General features: G+C 45.2%; 20 protein-coding genes. 11 read left to right on the top strand and 9 right to left on the bottom strand.

The features are described 5' to 3' along the window. Positions 1-116 precede the first annotated feature (116 nt). From NPE20_RS14475 to NPE20_RS14460, 4 genes are all read left to right on the top strand, one after another. A complete protein-coding gene (locus NPE20_RS14475) occupies positions 117-389 on the top strand; it encodes a FixH family protein (protein ID WP_256539379.1) in 273 nt (90 codons plus the stop codon). 148 nt (positions 390-537) lie between these two features. Further along, entirely contained in the window at positions 538-927 is a 390-nt protein-coding gene (locus NPE20_RS14470) for a hypothetical protein (RefSeq protein ID WP_256539378.1), read from the top strand. Positions 928-970: 43 nt separating this feature from the next. Next, positions 971-3,064, top strand: a complete 2,094-nt coding sequence (gene pta / locus NPE20_RS14465) for a phosphate acetyltransferase (RefSeq protein WP_256539377.1) — start codon at positions 971-973, stop codon at positions 3,062-3,064. A gap of 25 nt (positions 3,065-3,089) precedes the next feature. Continuing rightward, complete coding sequence (locus tag NPE20_RS14460; RefSeq protein WP_256539376.1) at positions 3,090-4,310, top strand: acetate/propionate family kinase; 1,221 nt, start codon at positions 3,090-3,092, stop codon at positions 4,308-4,310. 155 nt (positions 4,311-4,465) lie between these two features. Here the strand turns inward: NPE20_RS14460 and NPE20_RS14455 are convergent, their stop codons facing one another. The 8 genes from NPE20_RS14455 to NPE20_RS14420 form a co-directional block, all read right to left on the bottom strand. Continuing rightward, positions 4,466-5,224, bottom strand: a complete 759-nt coding sequence (locus NPE20_RS14455) for a patatin-like phospholipase family protein (RefSeq protein WP_256539375.1) — start codon at positions 5,222-5,224, stop codon at positions 4,466-4,468. 78 nt (positions 5,225-5,302) lie between these two features. Further along, the gene (locus NPE20_RS14450) at positions 5,303-5,671 is read right to left on the bottom strand and encodes a response regulator (RefSeq protein ID WP_256539374.1); all 369 of its coding nucleotides are present in this window, start codon (positions 5,669-5,671) and stop codon (positions 5,303-5,305) included. 366 nt (positions 5,672-6,037) lie between these two features. Then, complete coding sequence (locus NPE20_RS14445) at positions 6,038-6,898, bottom strand: universal stress protein (RefSeq protein ID WP_256539373.1); 861 nt, start codon at positions 6,896-6,898, stop codon at positions 6,038-6,040. A gap of 26 nt (positions 6,899-6,924) precedes the next feature. Next, positions 6,925-7,395, bottom strand: coding sequence for a pyridoxamine 5'-phosphate oxidase family protein (locus NPE20_RS14440; protein WP_256539372.1), 471 nt, complete (start codon positions 7,393-7,395; stop codon positions 6,925-6,927). Between the two features lie 19 nt (positions 7,396-7,414). After that, on the bottom strand, positions 7,415-8,056 hold the full coding sequence (locus NPE20_RS14435; protein ID WP_256539371.1) for a hypothetical protein: 642 nt from the start codon (positions 8,054-8,056) through the stop codon (positions 7,415-7,417). 7 nt (positions 8,057-8,063) lie between these two features. Next, a complete protein-coding gene (locus NPE20_RS14430) occupies positions 8,064-8,906 on the bottom strand; it encodes a universal stress protein (RefSeq protein ID WP_256539370.1) in 843 nt (280 codons plus the stop codon). Between the two features lie 292 nt (positions 8,907-9,198). Further along, on the bottom strand, positions 9,199-10,038 hold the full coding sequence (locus tag NPE20_RS14425; RefSeq protein WP_256539369.1) for a universal stress protein: 840 nt from the start codon (positions 10,036-10,038) through the stop codon (positions 9,199-9,201). 10 nt (positions 10,039-10,048) lie between these two features. Then, positions 10,049-11,509, bottom strand: a complete 1,461-nt coding sequence (locus NPE20_RS14420) for a L,D-transpeptidase scaffold domain-containing protein (protein ID WP_256539368.1) — start codon at positions 11,507-11,509, stop codon at positions 10,049-10,051. A gap of 53 nt (positions 11,510-11,562) precedes the next feature. Here NPE20_RS14420 and NPE20_RS14415 point away from each other — a divergent pair, with 53 nt between their 5' ends. The 7 genes from NPE20_RS14415 to NPE20_RS14385 all read left to right on the top strand — a co-directional run bounded on the left by NPE20_RS14415 (position 11,563) and on the right by NPE20_RS14385 (position 21,176). Further along, on the top strand, positions 11,563-11,832 hold the full coding sequence (locus tag NPE20_RS14415; RefSeq protein ID WP_256539367.1) for a hypothetical protein: 270 nt from the start codon (positions 11,563-11,565) through the stop codon (positions 11,830-11,832). Between the two features lie 556 nt (positions 11,833-12,388). Beyond that, positions 12,389-13,222: an alpha/beta fold hydrolase gene (locus tag NPE20_RS14410; protein WP_256539366.1), complete on the top strand. Its 834-nt coding sequence runs from the start codon at positions 12,389-12,391 to the stop codon at positions 13,220-13,222. 244 nt (positions 13,223-13,466) lie between these two features. After that, on the top strand, positions 13,467-15,227 hold the full coding sequence (locus tag NPE20_RS14405; protein WP_256539365.1) for a chloride channel protein: 1,761 nt from the start codon (positions 13,467-13,469) through the stop codon (positions 15,225-15,227). Positions 15,228-15,417: 190 nt separating this feature from the next. Beyond that, positions 15,418-15,903 (top strand): hypothetical protein, encoded by a 486-nt coding sequence (locus NPE20_RS14400; RefSeq protein WP_256539364.1) that lies wholly within the window; start codon positions 15,418-15,420, stop codon positions 15,901-15,903. A gap of 140 nt (positions 15,904-16,043) precedes the next feature. Next, positions 16,044-18,275, top strand: coding sequence for a bifunctional alpha,alpha-trehalose-phosphate synthase (UDP-forming)/trehalose-phosphatase (locus NPE20_RS14395; protein ID WP_256539363.1), 2,232 nt, complete (start codon positions 16,044-16,046; stop codon positions 18,273-18,275). Between the two features lie 330 nt (positions 18,276-18,605). Then, the gene (locus tag NPE20_RS14390) at positions 18,606-19,844 is read left to right on the top strand and encodes a cation:proton antiporter (RefSeq protein WP_256539362.1); all 1,239 of its coding nucleotides are present in this window, start codon (positions 18,606-18,608) and stop codon (positions 19,842-19,844) included. Positions 19,845-19,853: 9 nt separating this feature from the next. Continuing rightward, positions 19,854-21,176, top strand: a complete 1,323-nt coding sequence (locus tag NPE20_RS14385; protein WP_256539361.1) for a TIGR00341 family protein — start codon at positions 19,854-19,856, stop codon at positions 21,174-21,176. A 39-nt stretch (positions 21,177-21,215) separates the two neighbouring features. Here NPE20_RS14385 and nhaA read toward each other — a convergent pair whose 3' ends face one another. Next, complete coding sequence (nhaA, locus tag NPE20_RS14380) at positions 21,216-22,526, bottom strand: Na+/H+ antiporter NhaA (RefSeq protein ID WP_256539360.1); 1,311 nt, start codon at positions 22,524-22,526, stop codon at positions 21,216-21,218. Positions 22,527-22,814 lie beyond the last annotated feature (288 nt).

Raw genomic sequence — 22,814 nt, 5'->3', positions numbered from 1 at the left:
GCTGCATGCACGTAAACAAATTAACCATCAATATCAGGTAAAAGTGACCACGGTCATTTTTAGAATAAATCCGGTTTCATAATTTTAATACTTGATCAGTGATTGCACATCGTATCATGAAAACTATACAATTTCGTTTCAGCCACCCTGTTAACGGTCACGCACGCCTGGTTCCATTATCATGCAAGGGTGTCGAGTGCCGTAATTTAAAGGTTGCGAGTGCGGAGAACAATCTCCTGGAGATACCGGTTTCAGATTGTGAAAAAGGCAGTTGGAAATTAGTATTGGATTGGGAATATGAAGGCAGAAATTTCACACACCAGGAAGAATTCACCATTACCCGCAGTCCCAGGCACCCTCACCCAGACAACTCTCCCAAAGGCAGATAAAAGTGGCGCTTTTTATCTGCTTGAGATCGTTCCGCTTTAACAATGAACCACCTTTATTATATTAAACTTGACTAATATCACATATTAAAGTGACCGGCTTACTTTTCCGGGACAGTCCCATGACGATATTTGGTAAAAATCAAAAGTTATGAAACCAGCAACAACAGACCAGGAACTCGAATTCGAACTACAAGAGTTATATCTGACCGGGAAAAGGTGGATGTCAGACATGACGTTCATGAACGAAAAGCTGATCTTTTTAAAAGAGCAGTTGACAAAAAACCCGCTTCATTTACCAGCTTTGCAACTACCTGAAGGGGCTGAAGTTTTTATAGACAGACTTGACCGCGCCGAAATCAATCAGGGCACTTTAGCGACTGAGGTGGTAAATTTCATGAACAAACTGGAACCATTAATTGTTGATAAAGCTCCGGTGATCGGGATGTCATTGATTGAAGATTACTGTCTTTTGGATAAAAAGAATAAAAAAGCACTTGATGAGCTGGAAGATCTTAAAAAAGGTTATTTGCTGGGATAGGAACGGTACGGGAATTTTTGAGAAACATAATAAAATTTAAGATTTGAATAAAACGATTTTTATAGCCTCCGCCGAGGCTTACAGCGGCAAATCAGTCATTGCACTGGGTCTGGTAGATATGTTGCTTGGCAAGGCACAAAAAATAGGCTATTTTAAACCGGTTATCAATTACGACCCGAAGCTGCAGAAAGATTTTCATATCCAGACCATTATTTCTCATTTTCAACTTCCGTTGAAATTTGAAGACGCCTATGCTTTTACAAGAGAAGAGGCGATGCAGCACCTTAAAGAACAAAGCCAGGGCGAAATGATCGATACCATTATCGGCAAATTTAAAAAACTGGAGGACCAGTTTGATTTTACGGTTATGGAAGGCAGCGACTTTGTGGGCCAGGGAACAGCATTTGAATTTGAAACGAATATGCTTATCGCCCGTAACCTGAATGCCCCGGCGATATTGGTTGTTTCGGGAGAGAATAAAACCACAGCGCAGGTCATACAGGACTGTCTCAACTTCCTGCGCACCTTTCAGGCAAGAGATATACAGGTCTTAGCCATCATTGCGAATAAAATACAGCCGGAGCAGGTAGAGGATATAAGGGACCTGTTAAGTGCTCAGCTGCCAGCTGATATAATTTCTGCTGTTATTCCCGCAGATCTCGCGCTGAAGAATCCGAATATCAAGGACATCTGTGAGAACCTGAATGCAAAACTACTCTTCGGCGAAACTTTTCTCTCCAACCAGGTAGACAACTTTGTTACCGGTGCGATGCAGGTTCCAAATTTTTTAAATTATATTAAAGAAAACGTTCTCATCGTTACGCCAGGAGACCGGGGCGATATTATTATCAGTTCCTTACAGGTAAATCTTTCCTCCAGCTACCCTAAAATTGCCGGCATTGTGCTTACGGCCGGAATTGAGCCGGAGGAGCCGGTGATGAGGCTGCTCAGGGGCCTTCAAAATGTTATGCCGATCATGGCTGTAACTACCGGTACCTTTGAAACCATTAATCAGATAGCAGCCGTAAAGGCCAGGATAACGCCGGACAACGTAAAAAAAATCCAACTGGCCATAGATATGTTCAACCGCTTTATTGATATAAGCGCGTTAGACAAAAAGATCGTTACTTACCGGTCCGATGCCATTACCCCTCATATGTTTCAATACCAGCTGAGCAAATGGGCAAAGCGGCAAATTAAAAATATCGTTTTGCCGGAAGCTAACGATGACCGGATACTGATGGCCGCAGCAAGGCTGATAGCGCAACAGGTTGTGACGCTAACTTTATTAGGAAACCCTTATGATATCGCGGCATCATTTAAGCGGCTGGGCTTAAGTATTGACATGGACAGGGTGCGGATCATCGATCCGGCGAATGCAGAATACTACCATGATTACGTGGAAACCTTGTATGAATTACGCAAAGAAAAAAACCTGACGATGGAAATGGCCAGGGACCTGATGACTGACGTATCTTATTTTGGAACCATGATGGTTTACAAGGGCCATGCGGATGGCATGGTATCGGGCGCCAATCATACCACCCAGCATACCATACGGCCGGCATTGCAGTTCATCAAAACCAAACCCGGTATTCATACCGTATCTTCCATATTTTTCATGTGCCTCGCAGACAGGGTTTCGGTTTTCGGCGATTGCGCAGTAAACCCCAACCCTACTGCCGAAGAGCTGGCGGAGATCGCTATTTCATCAGCCGATAACGGCATGCGCTTTGGCATAGAACCGCGCATTGCGATGCTTTCGTACTCTTCAGGCACGTCGGGAAGCGGCGAGGACGTCGAAAAAGTGCGGCGAGCGACCTTGCTGATAAAAGAAAAAAGGCCCGACCTGAAAGTGGAAGGCCCTATACAATATGATGCAGCAGTTGATCCCATCATAGGCAAACAGAAAATGCCGGGTTCAGAAGTGGCCGGGCAGGCAAGCATACTTATCTTCCCTGATCTGAACACCGGTAATAATACTTATAAAGCAGTTCAGCGCGAAACGGGCGCCCTGGCTATTGGCCCGATGCTGCAGGGGTTAAACAAGCCGGTGAATGATCTTAGCAGGGGATGCACCGTTGATGACATCTTTAATACCGTAATTATTACAGCCATTCAAAGCCAGGACCAATAGTATATCCTGTAAACTTAAATTATATATGAATATTTTCGTGATCAACTCGGGTAGCAGCTCCATCAAATATCAGTTATTCCAGACACCGTTATCCCAACCGGTTTGCAGCGGGTTAATAGAAAGAATAGGTTTGCCCGACGCTGTAATTACTCATAAAACTTATACAGGCGGAACAGAACAGGTCACAAAGATCAGCGCGAACATTGCCACCCATGAAGAAGGCATGTTGGAAACGGGCAGGCTGTTAACAGCCCCGGGAACAGGTGTATTACAAAACCCGGATGAAATCGATATTGTAGGGCACAGGATTGTACATGGTGGAGAAACGCTTACACAAACGACGGTGATCACCCCCCGGGTAAAAGATGAGATCAAGAAACTGTTCCCTTTGGCCCCGCTACATAACCCCGGCCATTTGAAAGGTATCGAGGTGGCAGAAAAAATATTTAAACGGGCTACGCAAATCGCGGTGTTCGATACCGCCTTTCATCAAACCATGCCCGAAAAAGCTTTCCGATATGCTGTACCCGATGTGTTTTATAAGAATTACGGTATAAGGGTGTACGGGTTTCACGGCATAAGCCATAAATATGTTGCCGGGCAGGCCATGAAATATCTAAAAAAGCCGGATGCAAAATTAATTACCATACACCTGGGCAATGGCTGCAGTATGGCGGCTATAAAAGCGGGCGTGTGTGTCGAGACCAGCATGGGCCTTACCCCTTTGGATGGTTTGATAATGGGTACGCGATGCGGAAATATCGATGCTTCGGTACTCTTGTACCTGATGACTGAACAGGGTTATACGGCAGAGCGTTTAACAGAACTGCTGAATAAACAGAGCGGAATGTTTGGGCTTACCGGCCAGAGCGATATGCGGTATATCAGAAAGATGCTGGATGAAGGCAGCGAAGCTGCCAAACTTGCTTATGAAATGTATGCCTACCGCATCAGGAAATATATCGGATCCTATGCGGCGGCGCTGGAAGGATTGGATGCGATCGTTTTTACAGCCGGTGTCGGCGAAAACGACAGCCTGGTACGAGAACTGGTATGTAAGGATATGCGGTATTTCGGGATCAGCATAGAGGAGACAAAAAACAGGCAACCGGCAGGAGGCTTCTTAGACATCAGCGCGGTAGAATCCGGTACCAAAGTCCTGGTTATTCCGACAAATGAGGAGCTCGAAATTGCGGATCAGTGCCTGGCGCTTATCAACAATAAAGCCGGGGCACCTTTTAATTAAGGATTCTTTCAATGCCGCATAAGCCGACCGGATAAGGATACAGAAGGATCGTTAAGGATGGCCTGCCTGAAATATTTGCGAACCATCAGGCCGCTAAGAGATGCGCTATTCCTTTACCTGATCATGGCCAGCCGCTGCTCCTGCCGGATGCCCGCTTATTTCCATGATAAAAGCAATTCTTCATTCGCCATAAGAGAGCTGTATCCTGCTTCAAAAATCTGGCGGGCGAACTTCATTTCAAACATGCCGTATTTAGCAAGTTGGGGTTCAATTAAAAGATCAACAGAGCTGCTGTTTCTTTTTACGGTATGGGCAATAGCCAAATGGAAACATCGTTCCAAGACTTTCAGGCGGCCAAGCTGCTTTGGCTTCAGGGGGTAAAGCTTATTAACATGACTGCCAATGATCCTGTCGCAATGGCCTGTCAGGCATTCGACAGGGAAATTATTAAGGACCCCACCGTCAACCAAATAATACCCCCCGTGCTTTACCGGGGAAAACATGGCAGGGACCGATGATGAGCCGACCACTACGTCAAAAAGCTGTCCCTGTGAAAATGTTACGGATGTGCCGCTAATAATGTCCGTGGTGGTTACGAACAAAGGAATACGGAGTGCTTCGAAGCTGTCTTTGTCAATTACAGACCGGAGTATCTTTTTAAGGCCGGCAGCCGAAAAAAGCCCTCCGGGTAAAAGCATCATTTTGGCCAGACTTGACGACGAATATTCTTTGATCATATCCATTATCTGCAAAGGCGTGTAGTCAGCCGCATACAAGGCGCCGATAATAGCCCCGGCACTAACCCCGGATATGCAGGCCGGCTCAATACCCACCTCTCGCATTCCCTGAAGCACGCCCAGATGCGCTATAGCACGCGCCCCTCCGCCCGATAATACCAATCCGGTTTTAATCATCCGGCAAAGATACGGTCATCAGGTTGTTAAAATGTGACGGGTATCACTTTAACCGCAGTGGGTTTCCATACTGATTGGTTACGACACCAAACAATTTTTTATACAGGCGAAGAGTTGCTTATCATCATAAGGTTTAACGAGGTAGTTTTCAATGCCCAGGTCACGCGCTATCTTTTGGTCGGACTGTTCGGAATTCGCGGATGAAAAGATCAATGGAATATTCCGGGTAAGCGACTCCGACCTCAAACTCTGCAGAACCTCAAAACCGTCCATACCCGGCATCTTGATATCACATATGATCAAATCGGGCATAGTTAACGCGATCATTTCCAGGGCTTGGTTGCCACAGTTTGCGGACATGACCTGATAACCTTCCAGGTTAAGCAGCTCCGCGGTATTTTCCCTGATATCATCATTGTCTTCTATCAGCAATATTGTAGTTTTCATAACCCTCTATTAATAGTTAACACTAAGAAAATGGGAACGGGGAAGTATAGAATTATTGCATCCCGATAACTGCATCACAAAGCTAATAAACTTCGCTTAAAAGCCTGCTTAATAATCAATTATATAAACAACAACAAGTAACCGCTCTCCTTCGGCAAAAACCCGTTTCCTGGTGATTATCCCGGATGCTTACCGGCAAAGCAGCAGGCACAGAAAAGATCGCATGCGTGATTACCGGTCAAGGATAATTTGAAAACATCAGTCAATTGGTAAATAAAGCTTCTCTGAAAGGGAGCTTAGAGGAGAGTAAAACAAAGAAATAACGGGTTCGGCGATCTAACTAAATTCTGATGGCCTCAGGACTTGTCAAACTTTTATCGTACCTGGAATGATCATTACGGGTAGTGACTGTCTCTTTAAAATTGCTTTGGATACACTGCCGCCAAACAGCCTGCCCAAAAGACCACGCTGATCATGCACCATCACGAGAAGATCTGAGGTCTTATCTTTGCAAATCCGGTTAAGCCGGCTAGCCAGGTCTTTGCCCTTTACCTCTTGATACGACAGATTTGGGTAATGTAGCTTTTCAACCTTTTCAAAAAAAGATCTTTCCGGCCCGCTGACCTCCTGCTCCGTTTGTTTAAAAAGTTTAACATGGACAATTTCCAGTTGAAAATCAAACAGTTTCCCTAAGCCCGTAAGATACCCAAGCGCATGGATATCCGCCTCGTCAAAGTCAGTTGCGAAAATAACTTTCTTCAACCGTTGCAGTTGCGCTGCAGCCGGGATGATTATAACGGGACGCGTCGTGTGCTCGATAACGGCGGTTGTGGAACTACCTGCCAGTATATGTTCCATGGTCGTACCTGATCCGGCTCCCATCACAATAAATTCTATATCATGATTTTGCAGTTGCTCTTTTAACTGAAACGCTAAGCTTCCCTCTGTACTTTCCGTGTGTATCTTAGGGTGGTAATCAGCAGGAGGTAATTGATCAACGAGCGGTTCCAGATTTTCAGTCAAATAAGCCAGATTATATTTGCTTTGGTCCGCCCACATCAGCTCTTCGATCTGCCAGGGTGTGTCCGCATTGACGGGTACTGCCTGCCGGATAAACGTATGGAACAACAGTACGCTGGCATGTACCTTGCTGGCTAAGAAGATTGCTGATGACGCAGCGTGCGACGCATTGTCGGAAAAATCGGTGAGGACTAATATTTTTTTCATAATAACTATTGCACTTTAACTTTTTCCTAGGCCCTGCCGCTTTTGGTGGTCGTCTCGAATCGTCCTGTCTTTTTTTCGGGGATTATTCTGTAAACAACCAGCTCTTTTTCATAACCGATATCACTTGCGTTTTCCGTAATTCCATGTGATGGATGCGACTGTTCTTCTTTCAGTAAAGGCCGTATCCGGTTAATAATCATTTGCATCGCATAGCTTTGGTCCCTTATGTCCGTCAACTCTTCAAACTGCCCCCATACAATTACACTCCGCCAGTTGAATATGTCAGTTATAACGTCTACCTCAAAACAGACACTTGGATTACTCCGCAGCATTTTGATCTTCATCCCCTCCGCAGAGTGCACATAAATAGCCTTACCGTCAAATACGTAATTTACAGGCACGATATAGGTGATGCCCTCGGCATGGCAGCCTATCCTGCCAATGAACTGGCTTTCCAGCAATTCATCTATCTGTTTTTCATCAAATGTACCTAACATGGCTTGCGATTTAATATATTTAAGGTTTTTGGTGAAATAAGACGCCCTGCTTCACCATATTTTTGACAATCAGCTGCCCGTATTCGTGACCGAGACTCGCCGGTTCAGACGAGTCAAAAGATTCCGTTTGCGCCGAATACAAAAGCTGCTGGGTTTTCATATCATATAAATTACTCTCCCAAAAGTAACGGGTATTTGTTACATAGTACCCGGGCTCATAGATGCGCCCCACAAGGCGGGAACGGTATAGCCAGAACCGGTTATATTCGGAGGCATAGGGCGGGTAAATTACCGGGGGTGTAACATATTGTCTTTCCCTTGACTTTTTTAAAAGCACAATGGTTAATATGGCATCAACCTTACTGTTTTTTAATTTTGATAACGCGGCAGTTTCCGTCATTTTGTCAAAAGCTTTTGGCCCGTATTCCTGTAAGGAGGATATGGCATGATAACCCAGATCATTCAGGTCGCCCGCCATATGGTTCTCCATGTTTTCCTGGATACTTCGGTCTTTTGCACTGATCAGTCCCAGAACCAATATTTTATCATAAGCCGGCGGGTTCAGCAAAGGCGCCTTCCATACGCTCGTAATTTTTGAAGTACCGCATCCCGCTGCCGTCAACAACACCAAGACGATTATAGATCTTGCATTTTTCATCATTTATTGGTTATCGGTAATGGGCAATGAATAATGGAATGGAAAGCTCTTCCTGCATTAATTTATTTGCCATACTGCTTTTGAACCACCTGGACACGACTCCCCGTTGGTAGGCCCCCATAACCACCATCGTATTCAGTTCCGCTTTTTTCAGATAAGAAATAATTTCGTCTTCAGGATTGCCGACCAGGATCTTATAGTCCGCTTTCGGGTAGTGGCAACGGATAAATTCTCTTATCAGCTGCTTTTCGGGCAACTCCTTATGCGTCTCATCCTGGGAAACATATACGACCTCTGTTTCCCGTTCGCGCAGAAACGGCAGAAGGTAATTGAACATTTTTACCGCGAATACGGAAGACGGACTGCCATCGTACAGCAGAATCACTTTCTGGATATCGGTGTATTTACGAGGAACCACCATGACGGGACATTGCGCTTCCGCAAGGAAGTCACAAACAAATGTTGTCGGTGGGGTTTCTGCTATATTACTAACGGTTTCATGGGCACCAATGAGCATCAGATCGCTGTAAATACTTTCTTTGATCAGATCATCAAGCGCAAAAATCTTGTCGTGATGGATCGTGCATTCCACCTCTATCTGCCTGCACTGCTCCTGGAACCGGGAGGCAGCGTTCAGTCGGGTCTCCTTGTCTTTTTCCAGCAGATGCTTCAGTTTCACCTTGGACACCCCCTGGCTGCCAACCATATCAAAGAGGTGAAAGCTATGATACAGGAAGCTCTCCAGGAAAACGCCTGTTAACAGCGCATTGTCGTCAGCGGCCATCCTGATCGCATACCTCATCGTACCTTCAGAAAATTTCAATCCGTCAAATGCGGCACTTAACTTTTTCATAATTTATATTTTATCGTACACTCCCGGCGCCAAACGGCGACAGGTTATCAGTTACTGTAAATTTAAATTGGGGCTGCTGTATCCGCACTGACGACCGGCACTTTAAAGAGTGACCTTCATCACGAAAGCCATAAAAAACAGTCGTGTTCCTGTCTGGCCCGCAGGAAAATGGCAAAGGATACCGCCCGCCTTACACTGGGATAGCACTCATGAAACAGAACGTTGACGCGATCCTATCAGCGGTTATCCCCGGGCATTCATATCCAGGCTATGGGATAACATTGTAATGCAGCTAACGCCTGGATTTCTTGAATGTCAGTAAAGGGATATTGCCGCAAAAGCAATATTCTTCCGCTATGCCGGGGAAAAGCATCCTGTCGAACGCAGAACGATCTTGATGGGTGAACAATACCAGTATCGAAGGTTTTATAACGGCAATAACATCGTCAATTTCTTCTATTATCGTATTTTCAATATTCATTTTACGATACATCAGCTTAACCGGATAATGCGCTTCCTTCGCCAAGGTTTTTTCGGCCATGTCGTCATCCGGGATGGGCTGATCTTTATATAACAGATGTAACATGGTCACAGTTGCCTTTACCGGCCTTGCAAAGGCGACAACTTTTTTAAGTTCCCGGTGGTAATCCGTCATGTCCGTTGCATATAGTATTTTGCTGAACGCCTTTTGCCGCCAGTTACTGGGGACGGTTATCACCGGGATGGCAGATTGCAGAATCAGCTCACTGGTATGTGTACCGAACATTTTTTTTATTGCCCGCGCCCCATGTGTACTGATACAAATAAACGTTGCCCTGTATCGCCTGGTACAACGAAGGATGCACGCAACCGTGTCCATACCATGTTCCGCCAGGATGCGATAACGCAACTTAAATATTTTAGATGTGCGTTCAATATGCCTGGTGAAGGCCGCTAATCTTTTTGCCTGCTCCTCCTTTTGTTGTGCTATATGCTCCTTGTATTTGCCGCTGGTCCAGGAGGCAGACCTGGAAACAGCGAAAACATGCAATACTATCAATTCGGCATTTCTCTGTTCGGCCAGCCGCATGGCAAAACGAATGCCCGATTTGGAATTGAGGGAGAGATCCGTGGTAACCAGTATTTTTTCCATGATTTTAATTTTACATCTTGCTTAAAGGCCTTTCCAGGTCAAACATGGCCAGTTCCAGGCTTTTATCTAAATTGTAGATGTCTTTATAAGTGGTTAGCTTTCCGCCTTCACTTTCACAGGTTAAATAAACCACCTTGACGGGTACCGCCCTGTTAAGATTAAATCTTTTGTTTTTATACGCCGCGATGGCTTTTTGCATTGCCGCTACGCTACCTTTCGCATGATCGTGCTCCAGCAAAAGAGCAGCAAGCTGCGCTGGCTGCTCAACGCGGATACTGCTTTGGCTAAATGCCCGTTCCTCCTTTTCAAATAATTGTTTTTCGGGAGTGTCGTGTATGGAGATAGCGTAGACATTCGGAAAACGAAATACCACCGCGCCGAAAGCATTGTCGCAGCCTGAGGATTGCCTGGCGAAATAAACAGATGGCTTTTGTTTAATTTCCATCAGCTTGTCATGGTCAGGATTCACATACCGGCCCTGCCGGTCATAAATGGTGTAATGGTTATTTTCCAAATACGCGTGATCCCGTATCGCGTTAGGAACAACGTCTTCGATAAATATTCTCGCCGGCAGCTTCCTGTCAGGTGCCGTAATAAAGTACTTTAACTCACTTTGTAAAGATGGCGTCGGGTCTTTCGGCGTCCCGACTATCACCTTGAACCGATAGATTGAATCCTGATGATAATATTTTAAAACATACGAGGGGATATTAACCATTAAGAAGTTCTTATCCGTGATTCCGGCCCAGCGCAGACGTTCCATGTTCATCGCCACGTGCCTGAGCTCTCCCCTGGGCAGTTCATAACAGTTATCCAAATACTGCACGGCCGATGAAAGGTATTCCTGCAGGCTCTCATATTCTTTCGACCGGGGCTGCACATCCGCTATGGCACGCATGAATTTATCCTCTTTCATCGCGTTTTTCAATACGGCCTCCGCCCGGACGACCGCGGCCGACGCCGTATCGATGTTAGCTGACGAAAATTGCGGGTTCAGGACACCGTAATGCAGTTGATTAATAAAGGTTATCATATCATCAGTAAGCATAATTTCAAACCTGGCCTGCCGGCTAAGCGAGACCTTGTCCGGCGCCTCCAAAATATCGTGAAGCATACTGGGTAAATGGTCGTTATAATGGTAATCCTCATAGGACAAACCAAACTGCAGAACGCAATCCAGCATCAGCATTGCCTGCCACGTCTGCTTTGCTTCCGTATCTGTTGTTATCCAGTTAGCGTCAAACTTACGCTGCTGATAAAATTTTTTTGTGGACGCGGGGAAGGTAAGCCATAAATGCCCGCTGTTTAATTGCTTTTCAATTTCCTCCGAGAGCTCCCTGCCATTACTTGCTTTGCTATTGGCAGGAGATGCGGTGATTATTGATAAAATAATTAACAAACATATAAATGAGCGGACACCGGCCGGTATCCTTTTCAATGCGCAATCTTTTAAATCCGGGTACTTTTTCATACGATTTCCTTATAATCAAACTTAGATCAATACCGTACGAAAAATAATGACCAGTGTCACATTATTATCTGACCATCAACAGGTTGCCCGCTAAAAAAAAGGTGGTTACCTATGCCGTCAGCCCTATTCTTTTGCCTTCTGGTAGCTTAAACGGTCAACAAGCCAGCGATAAGTGCCTGTCGGAAAACCGGCCTCTCCTGGTGGCTGACAGCGGTGGGATAAAATTCAATAAAGACGTTCCTGACAGTGTGCAACAGGGAACTGGACGGGACCCGACCACTTCAAATTCCGGCACCGATTATCAGGAATTAAAAGTTTCATAATCATTTGTTAACCGAATAATTTATTGTATTTAGCTGATTAAAGGCCTTTATCCAAAGGCAGTGATCCTGATCTCGGAATTTCATCACAGCTGAAAAAGGCATATGCCTATAGGTACCGCTATCCTGGAAGCGGTAAAGCAACGAACCCGCCCCATTTTCAGACGGCCCTGATGTCGTCTATTGGGCTCTTACCGGCAGCCATTCGAAGGATATTAATTACGAATCGCAAAAACCACTCACCATCGTCATTATCGGATGACTGGTCACGGCAACCGTGCTTATTTTACTTACTTTACTTATTTTTCCGATTATATTCTGGTTCTTTAACAAGGGCAGACAAGAGTACCGTACATATGGCTATACCGACACCATACCCGTCGCATTTGTTATTTGACTGGCAAAATTAATTTTCCATCTTTTGTCTTTTTTGTTCCTGATATTAGATTTCTGATGATCTTCACAATAATGTCAGAAAGTTTTGAATCCAGGCTATACTTCATCCTTAAATATTTATATTAAATTGCCCGGATAAGCCGGCAGGTATATTTGATTGGACATGGATACGTTGCAAACAACTACATTAAAAGGAAAGATTGAGTATACCCTGCACGGAAGTGGGAAGCCCGTCCTGATCGTAATTGGCGGACACACCAACTCCAAAGAAACCATATTTCAGAAAGGGCTGGATCCTCAAAAGTGCTGTTTTATAACACCCTCAAGGCCCGGCTATGGTTTAACCCCATTGACAAGTCAAAACAAAACGGCGGAGGGCACTGCCGAATTGTTTATTGCGCTGTTAGATACGTTAGGTATTGAAAAAGTAACGGTTTTTGGCATATCTGCCGGTGGATTGACAGCTTTAAATATTGCCGCAAATTATCCTAAGCGCATTGAACATTTAATATTGTTATCTGCCTTAACAAAAAAATGGTTTTCAGACAGCTCCATGGTTTACAAGGGAGCAAAAATAATATTTGCTCCGTTAATAGAGCGTTATACGTGGACTTGCTACAGGATATGCTTCAATCTTTTTCCTGTATTTATGACAAAAATTATGTTTAAACAAGTGTCCACATACCGGCCTGCTGATTTTACCGAAGATGAGCGCCTGGAATTGACAAAAATGACTTTGGGGATGAGATCGTACCACGGTTTCAATAACGACTTAGATCAGACCATCAAATCAAACACTTTACGCAAAATACAATGCCCGACTTTAATATTGCATAGTCACTATGATAATGCTGTCGGCTTGTCCCATCCGCAAAACGCTAAAGATCATATCAATGGTAGCACATTGGTGATATTCAATAACCGCTGGGGACACTTACTTTGGTTGGGTGGAGAATACGACTGCATATTAAAAGAGTTAAAAAAAATAATGAATTAACGCTTAATTTTTATAACAAAACGTAAACAAACATTTCACATCGCTTCAAAACACAAAAATTGGGTGGGAAAAGATTATAAAATAACAGAGCATACGCCATTTACACTTTTGGCAAAAAAGCTAACTTTGTCCATATTCTCACCCCGCGCAATCATCTACAATGTATAAGTTCAGTAATCTCCGAAAGTTCCATTTGTTTCTAAAATTTAAGAGGGATTTTAATGCGAAGAGCCTGAGAAAAGTTATGCTCCACGAGATCGTGCTTTTTTGGCTGCACAAGAACATTTCTCGTAGTCAGTTTATGATTCTTTCGGGCATCCTTGTCGGCAGCACTGCCGGGTTTGCTGCAGTACTGCTCAAAACCCTGGTTCATGAGATACACCGGTTAATTACCATAAAGTTTATATTCGAACAACAGCTCGTCTTTTATTTTATTTTTCCAATGCTCGGTATTGTTTTGACGACACTGGTGGTTATTGTGTTTTTCAAAGGACAGGACCGGAAAGGGATACCGGCCATTTTGTATGAGATCGCTCAAAATTCCAGCATGGTTTCTCATGTTAAAATGTATTCGCAGGTCGTCCAAAGTGCAATAACGGTAGGATTGGGTGGCTCTGCGGGGCTGGAGAGCCCTATTGCCGTTACCGGTTCTGCTATCGGTTCAAACTTTGCCAATACTTATCATCTCGACTACCGGGACAGGACTTTACTGCTGGCTTCCGGCGCGACGGCAGGTATCGCTGCGGCATTCAATGCGCCTATCGCGGGGATGATGTTTGCTTTTGAAATATTGCTGACCGGCGTGGTTTTTTCGGACTTTATTCCGCTGATCGTCGCTTCAGTTTGCGGCAGCCTGATTTCAAGGATCGTTTTAAACGAACAAACTTTATTCCTTTTTCATTCCCGGCACGCTTTCAACTATAAGAATATTCCATTTTACCTTTTCCTGGCCGTTGCATGCGGATTTTACGCCCGCTATTTCCTGGTAATTACGCATTGGGTTGAACACCGCCTCAGATCAATGAAAGTTAAAAGACTACAGAAGGCACTGATCGGTGGTTTGATTCTCTCCCTGTTATGCTGCCTTTTCCCACCCCTTTTCGGCGAGGGATACCAGACTGTTAAGGATCTGGTCAACGGCAAGATAGGAGCGATCATCGGGCTAAGCTTTTTTAAATATCTTCCTTATCATGACTGGTTTGTCCTGATCTTTTTAGGATTGATCTGTTTATTCAAGGCATTTGCTACCTCTCTGACTATTTTCAGCGGCGGTAATGGAGGGAATTTCGCACCAGCCCTCTTTGCCGGGGGAATATTGGGTTACTTCATAGCGACAGCCGCCTCTTTGCTTGGCATTCCTGATGTGCCGATTTTCAATATGGTCATTGTGGGCATGGCAGGCGTAATGAGCGGTGTATTGTATGCGCCTCTGACAGCCATCTTTCTTATAGCGGAATCCAGTTCAGGTTATGATCTTTTCATTCCCTTAATGATCGTTTCGGTGACTTCATATTTAATGGCTAAACGGTTTTCGCACGTTTCACCCGACTTGCAGGAACTGACGGATAAAGGACAAATATTTACGACCGAACACGACCGCAACTTACTTTCATTGATCCCGGTAGCCGATCTGATCGATAAGGACACTCAAACCGTGCAGATTGATGCCTCAATTGAAGATTTGATCAGCCTGATCAGGACGGGTAGCCGGAACATGATCGCGGTGGTCAACAAGGAAACGGAGCTGGAAGGCATCATCACACTTGATAGCATACGCCCGGTAATGTTTGATAAGGACTTAAAGGAAAGTCTAAGCATTATTAAATTAATGAGCCTGCCACCTGCATTAATCGACGAAGAAGAAAGTATGGAAAGTATCCTGAGGAAATTCGATGATACCGGCAGTTGGGTATTGCCCGTTACCCATGACCAAAGGCTGATCGGTTTTATTTCTAAATCTAAAGTACTGAATCGTTACCGGGAATTGATGAAAGCATATTCTTAACCAAAAAATAGTTCCGTTATTGCTTGGCGTAGGTGTTAACGCCGTAACATCGCCAGTCTTAGTGTCTTTCGTTAATCCATTCAGCGGTAGCTACCGCTGGTATATAACGGTGCTGAATCCTGGGGTGCGCTGCCTGCAATCTCTAACGCCGCCTGCAATACATATCAGCATACGCCGGAGCTCAATTCGCATGCCCAACATTATCCGAATTTCACCGCAACAAAAAAACAAAGTGTTACACATGATTGGAGCTCTGACCGATATTTACTATATTGAAAATATGGTAATGAGAAAATTACTTTTTTGGCTGGTTTCTGTTTGGCTGATCAATACCATGGTTTGCTTTCACGGGAGCAATCCCTTTGAAAAAGGCCGGAATGCCATTTCTTTCAATTCAAATAGGTCGTATGCACCTGAAAATCTTTTACTTTGGCTCATCAACAAACAAAACAATGTTCAGCAGGAAGACCAAAAACCGCCAGATAAAATCAAATATCGGAATCGTTATATTGGTTCCCAATACCACCGCCTTCAAATCATTTGGAAAGTAGTTTATAGAAAAAATTTCGGATTAATCACTTTCTTATCACCTGTCCATGCGGCGTTTCGGGCATTAGGCAAGTCACGCACTTTAGTGGCTGCATGTCTCTTGCTTTTCAGACTCACTCCTTTTTGATATTAACCACCGCGCTCAAATAGCGGGGCACGTACCTTATAATCATCATTAATTCGAGGCCGTATTGTATGTCTGGACCATAATTTGTTCCAGTGACACATATGTCGTGCCTGATTGCAATTTTATTTTAAGAAAGAACAATGTCAAGATTATTTATTATATCCAACCGATTACCAATTACCATTGAAAAAAATGGCGAGAACTATTTTTACAGGCCATCATCCGGAGGGCTCGTCTCTGCTATCAGTGCCTACCTGGGACAGGAAGCGAATTCCCGGTTTACCAGAAAAGTTTGGGTCGGAGTGTCTGATTGTTCAGAAAAGCTTTGGAAATCTGCCGATTCGGGAATAAACGCTGAATATGAATTCATGCCTGTTTTCGTATCTCCAAAGCATTATGAACAATATTATGACGGATTTTCAAATTCTGTCCTTTGGCCGCTTTTTCATTACTTCCCGTCCTTCGCCGACTATCAGCCTTCCTTTTTTGAGGGCTATCATAAGGTGAACGCTAAATTCGCAGAAGAACTTGAACAAACTATTGATGCGAGGGACACCGTGTGGATCCATGACTATCATCTGTTGCCGCTGGCGGGTATGCTAAGGGAAAAATTCCCTCAGCTCACCATTGGTTTTTTTCTTCATATTCCTTTCCCCTCGTATGAGTTATTTAGGGTTATTCCAAGGGAATGGCAACATGAGTTGATTAACGGGATGCTCGGCGCGGATGTAATCGGCTTCCATACCGAAGACTATCTCGAGCATTTTCTTACATGTGTACAAAAGGTTATGAAAGTAACTGTACAGGGAAGGACTATCCGTCGGAGTGGCCGTGATGTTCGGGTCGGAGCTTTTCCCATCGGAATTGATTTTAAGAGATTTCATGAGGGATCAAGTGACCGGGCTGTGCTTTTGAAGCGGTCGGAATATCTGCGTTCAAAGCAGGATAAAAAACTTATATTTTCAGTTGATCGGCTGGATTACTCCAAAGGGGTTTTTAATCGTTTGAAAGGCTACGGGGAGTTTTTAGTACAAAATCCACACTATAAGGAAAAAGTCGTCTTCGCCCTTGTGATTGTTCCCTCAAGAGATTCGATCAGGAAGTACGCTGAGCGAAAAAAAATGATTGACGAATATATCGGCAACTTGAATAGCCGGCTTGGCAATATTAACTGGCAGCCGGTTATGTATCAGTACGGTCATCTGTCTTTCGAAGAATTGCTTGGGCTATACACGGCCTGCGATCTGGCGCTTATTACGCCGATAAGGGATGGAATGAATCTTGTCGCCAAGGAATTTGTCGCTTCCAGGCGAGATAAGCAAGGCGTGCTGGTGCTCAGTGAGATGGCCGGCGCCGCTAACCAACTTGCAGAAGCGCTGCTGATTAATCCAAATGATCGAAGGGAAATTTCCCGGATGATTAAAGTTGGACTAGAAATGAGTCCCGATGAGCAAGAAAGTCGGATGACTGCCATGCAGGAAAGTGTGAGGTCTTACGATGTGGTAACCTGGGCGAAGCAGTTCTTTACAGCCCTGGACCGGGTAAGCGCAGAGCAAATAAAAAAAGAACCGCTGTTACTCGACAATTTCGCCAAGGCTAAAATGTTCGAATCATATGCAGGGTCAACGAAGAGGCTGATCCTGCTCGATTATGACGGAACCTTATCGCCATTCTTTGCGGATCCGCAAATGGCATCTCCGTCAACAGCCGTTTTACAGGTACTGCAAGAGCTTTCCAACGACCCTGTTAACAAGGTATATATCGTGTCCGGACGGGACAGCGACTCCTTAGAAAATTGGCTTGGGCATCTGCCCTTAGGCCTTATCGCCGAACACGGAGTCAAAATGCGTCATGCCGGCGGCGACTGGCAGGTTTCTGGATCGGCTGATATCAAAGTGGCACTACACGATATCGCGGAAATTATGCGCTCGGTCGTAAACCAATGCCCGGGGTCATTTATTGAACAAAAAGATTTTTCGATCGCGTGGCATTACCGGAATGCGGAAATCAACCTGGCAAGCATTAAAGCCGGGCAGCTACTTCAAATGCTGAGAGAAAAAGCAGACCTGTCCAAGTTAAGTATACTCAATGGCCATAAAGTGATTGAAGTTAAGGGTGCTGCGACCAACAAGGGCGAGGCCATTGCGCAGCTTTTGAATGGAAGCGCCTACGACTTTATCTTATGTGCAGGAGATGATCAGACCGATGAAGACATGTTTCTCAAGTTAAAGGATGAGAAAACTGCGTTTACCATTAAGGTAGGTAGCGAACCATCCATGGCTCACTACAATCTTCTTACACCTTATCTGATACAGGAGTTGCTGGAGCGACTATCGGCCGCTCGTCAAACTCATCAGCAATTTGAGCTCTAACCTCTAAAATATGAGCTATGAAATCTGCAACAGGAATAATAATGATTGTTTTTGCAGGCATTGATACTCATTTGGACCGCTTTACGATACAAAGAGAGAACAGATCATTGATGCAGGCCCTGTTCCGATATCTGCTGTAATTTAGAAGAGCCTGAATTGGCTGATATACGCGGACGACATCGGCTTTTGGGCGGTTTGCCCTGGTTGTCTTGTACAGGGAAATATGGATATTCAACGCAATATGGATTTAATTTGTATCGCACAACCTGCCGATTTTCAATCATTCAGATGGCGGGAAAGCTTATATTCGGCTTCCCAATCTAAAAGTTCATGAACATCAACGAAATATTAACCATCACGATCGTGCTGGCAGCTATATTTGCTTACATCAACCACCGTTATATCAAATGGCCGCCAACGATCGGTATTATGATCCTTTCGCTTGGGGCGTCCCTTTTGCTGGCGACGCTGGGCAGTTCACATTCGCTGCTCTCGGAAAAAGCGGTTCAGCTGGTATCATCCATAGACTTTCAGGAAGTACTGATGAACTTTATGCTGAGCTTCCTGCTCTTTGCCGGTGCTATTCATATCAATGCGCAAAAGCTAAGGGAACAGGCGCTGCCCGTGCTGGTATTGGCCACTGTTGGCATTGTGCTCTCCACTTTTATAGTCGGTGGCCTCACCTGGCTTGTCTTTGGCTGGTTCGGCATGCAGATACCCTTCATTTACTGTCTGCTGTTTGGTTCGCTGATCTCACCGACCGATCCGATCGCGGTACTGGGTTTATTGAAAGCCGCACGCATACCCGGATCGCTCGAACTGAAGATCTCAGGCGAATCGCTCTTTAACGATGGTGTGGCGGTGGTGATCTTTATTACGATCGCGGAGATCGCGCGATCGGGTGGTGCCGATATTTCCTTTGTCGCCATATCTAAATTATTTCTGCAGGAGGCACTGGGTGGCCTGGCATTCGGTGCTTTAGTAGGTTATATCGGCTTTTTAGCATTGCGTTCTATCGATGATTATAAAGTAGAGGTGATGATCACGCTGGCTATCGTGATGGGCGGCTATTATGCTGCCGGGCACCTGCATGTTTCGGGGCCATTAGCGATGGTTATCGCCGGGATCATTACGGGTAACAAATCGAAGGCAGAAGGCATGTCGGACATCACCCGCGATTACCTCGGAAAATTTTGGGAACTGATCGATGAGATCCTCAACGCCATACTCTTTCTGCTTATCGGCTTTGAAGTGCTGGTTATTAAGATCAACTCAACCATACTGATCATTGGCGGCATAACGATCCTTATCGTGCTGCTGGCGCGGTTCTTGTCCGTCATTCTCCCGGTCAGCGTATTGCGTCGATGGGTGAAGTTCGAGCCGCATGCTGTTACCATATTGACCTGGGGCGGATTACGCGGGGGGATATCCGTTGCACTGGCGCTTTCATTAAGCAATGATATGTACCGGGACCAGTTTGTTTTGATCACCTATGTGGTCGTGGTGTTCTCCATACTGGTACAGGGGCTGACTATTAGCAAACTAGCGGCGCGACTGCAAAAAAACTAAATTAAGAAGATGAGTGAGATCACAAGAGGAATAAAAAACTTTATGGCGCACCGGTTCAGTTTGTCGGAGGATAAGGCCGACGAAGCGGTGATCATCGAGGCGATCCGGAAAAACGTCGACTTTAAAGGCGCGAATTTATGGGCGCTTATTTTCGCTGTTTTTATTGCTTCTATCGGTCTGAACGTCAATTCAACAGCAGTGATCATCGGCGCCATGCTAATTTCACCTATTATGGGGCCGGTGATGGGTATCGGTCTTGGCATAGGAATCAATGACCTGGAACTGGTAAAAAAGGGCGGCAAAAACCTTTTGGTAGCCACTCTATTCAGCATACTCACATCGACCTTGTATTTCTATATCACGCCCTTGCATGAGGCACAGTCCGAACTGCTGGCCCGTACCTCGCCGTCGATCTGGGATGTTTTTATTGCCTTTTTTGGCGGACTGGCGGGTATGGTAGCGGCATCACGTAATGAGCGGAGTAACGTGATACCCGGCGTCGCTATCGCAACGGCCTTGATGCCGCCCCTATGTACCGCGGGCTTTGGCCTGGCCACAGGGAACTGGTTGTATGCCCTGGGCGCTTTATACCTGTATTTTATTAACAGCGTATTTATCGCTATCGCCACTTTCTTAATGGCCCGTTACATTAAAATGCACCGCAAGCATTTTGATGATCCCGGAATTGGGAAGAAGGTGAACCGTTATATGGTGATCGTTGTGCTCATTACGATTATCCCAAGTGTGGTTATGGCTTACCGTATTGTGGATAAAAGCATATTTGAAACGAATGCCCGTAAATTCGTGGAGGAGCGCTTTCGGTTCCACAACACCCAGGTGGTGTCTAAGTCGTATAAGTACAGTCAAAAGAATAAGGAGATCGACCTGCTGCTGATCGGGAATGAGCTAAGTAAACAGGAATTGGATTCATTACGGTTACATCTAAATGATTACAAGTTACGAGGCGTCAAGCTCAACATCCGGCAGGGCCTAAATGCCAAACAAGAGATCGATTTCTCCCAGATCAAAGCCAGTATCATGGAAGACGTATTCAGCAGGCAACAACGCACAGATACAGTGAAGGCAACGGTGAAGACCCCGGCCGTAGCTGACACAAGCGTATTAGCGGAGTTGAAAGTCCTGTATCCGGGCATACGATCGTTCGGGATCAGTTCAATGGTGGTTCACACCGCTGAAGGCCGGAAAGCAGATACGTTGAAGGTAGCCCTTGCCGGCTTTGGCTCAGCGATCAGACCCGCTGACCGCATCAGGCTGGAACAATGGCTCCGGGTAAGATATAAGACAGCCGGCATCAGACTAATCGTGCAATAAAAGAACGGAAGTTGTAATTAACGGCAATCGTTGTTGGCACTAAATGGCTTCTTTAGTTCGTTTGAGCAACGTGATCCCGATAACGCCGGCAATTATCGAGGCTAAAAGTATTCCATATTTTGCCTGATCCATAAACTCGGGCTTGGTGAAAGCAAGCCCGGAAACGAACAAGGACATGGTAAAACCTATCCCGGCCAGCGCTGCTACACCTGTCATATGCCCCCAGGTAGCTTTTTCGGGTAAGACTGCAAAACCACTTTTAATGATCAGCCAGGTGAAAAGTAAAACCCCGGTGAATTTACCAATGAGCAGTCCTGTGATCACACCTATACTGACCGGATTAACCAGCGATGAAAAAAAGTCATGTCCGATGATGATTCCCGAATTTGCCAAAGCAAAAAGTGGCATGATCACGAACGCTACCCATGGATGCAGGGCATGTTCTATCTTTTGCAAAGGGGTTTGGGCAGCCAGGCTTAATGTCTTGATATGCTCTATGGTCTGCTGCTGTCTGGCGGTGATCAGCGTGCTGCAATTGGGTACCTCTTCATCAAAATCGTAAGATAACTCCCGTAATCGCTCTGAATATCGCTTTTCGTCGATCTTTGTTGTGGCCGGTATGGTAAAGGCGACCAGCACACCGGCTATGGTCGCATGGACACCCGAAAGGAGAAAACCTACCCAAACGCCAAAACCAAGCAGCAGGTAAAAAGCCGAACTCCGGATGCCGACCGCGTTACCAATGATCAGTACGACCAGGAATATCCTACCGATCATTAAAGGCAAGAAATCAAGGTTTGAACTGTAAAAAAAGGCAATCACCAGGACAGCGCCAAGATCATCTGCCACGGCAAGCGCGGAAAGAAAGACTTTGACCGAGCCCGGAATATGTTTACCTGCAAGCGTTAGCAGGGCCAACGCGAAAGCAATATCCGTAGCCATCGGTATCCCCCAGCCGTGGGCTGATTCTGTATTCCTATTGATCAAATAATAGATGCCGGCAGGAATAAGCATACCGCCTAAAGCGGCGAACATCGGCAGGGCGGCCTTCTTTGCGCTGGATAATTCTCCATCCAGGAACTCCCGTTTGAGCTCCAGGCCGATCACGAAAAAGAAGATGGCCATTAACCCGTCATTGATCCAAAGGTGCAACGGATGGCTTAAAACATGCTCGTTAAATCCTAAGGAAAATTTGATCTCCCAGATATGATGGTAACTTTCTCCCCATGGGGAGTTCACCCAGATAATGGCCAGTAAAACGCCCAGAAACAATACGATCCCGCTGGTATATTCTAAATGAATAAATTTGCTTACCGGCCTGACCAACTTATCTATCGGCGCTTTTTCCATTTTTAATAGTTTTTTGTTATGCCGCTAAGTTAACTTTTCCTCCGTCACATGATAAGACGGATCTTCCAAAATGTTCCCATCGACCATCCTTGCAGTACTATGGGATAGTAAACTCAACTGCTTATTAACAAGGAAAAACTAATCATCAATTAACAAATCCGGATTATAAAGGCTTTGTTTTGAGTACGGGGCTATACCGCTACATTGCTACAGTTATCGGCGAAACCACCCTGATATTTAACCCGATAACAAAGGCGGTTAGCGGGCCTTGGACGAGAAGTAGTAGAG

This window comes from Mucilaginibacter aquariorum (assembly GCF_024498135.1).
In the GTDB taxonomy this organism is placed as follows: Bacteria; Bacteroidota; Bacteroidia; order Sphingobacteriales; family Sphingobacteriaceae; genus Mucilaginibacter; species Mucilaginibacter aquariorum.
This window is presented reverse-complemented; position numbering and strand designations above follow the sequence as displayed.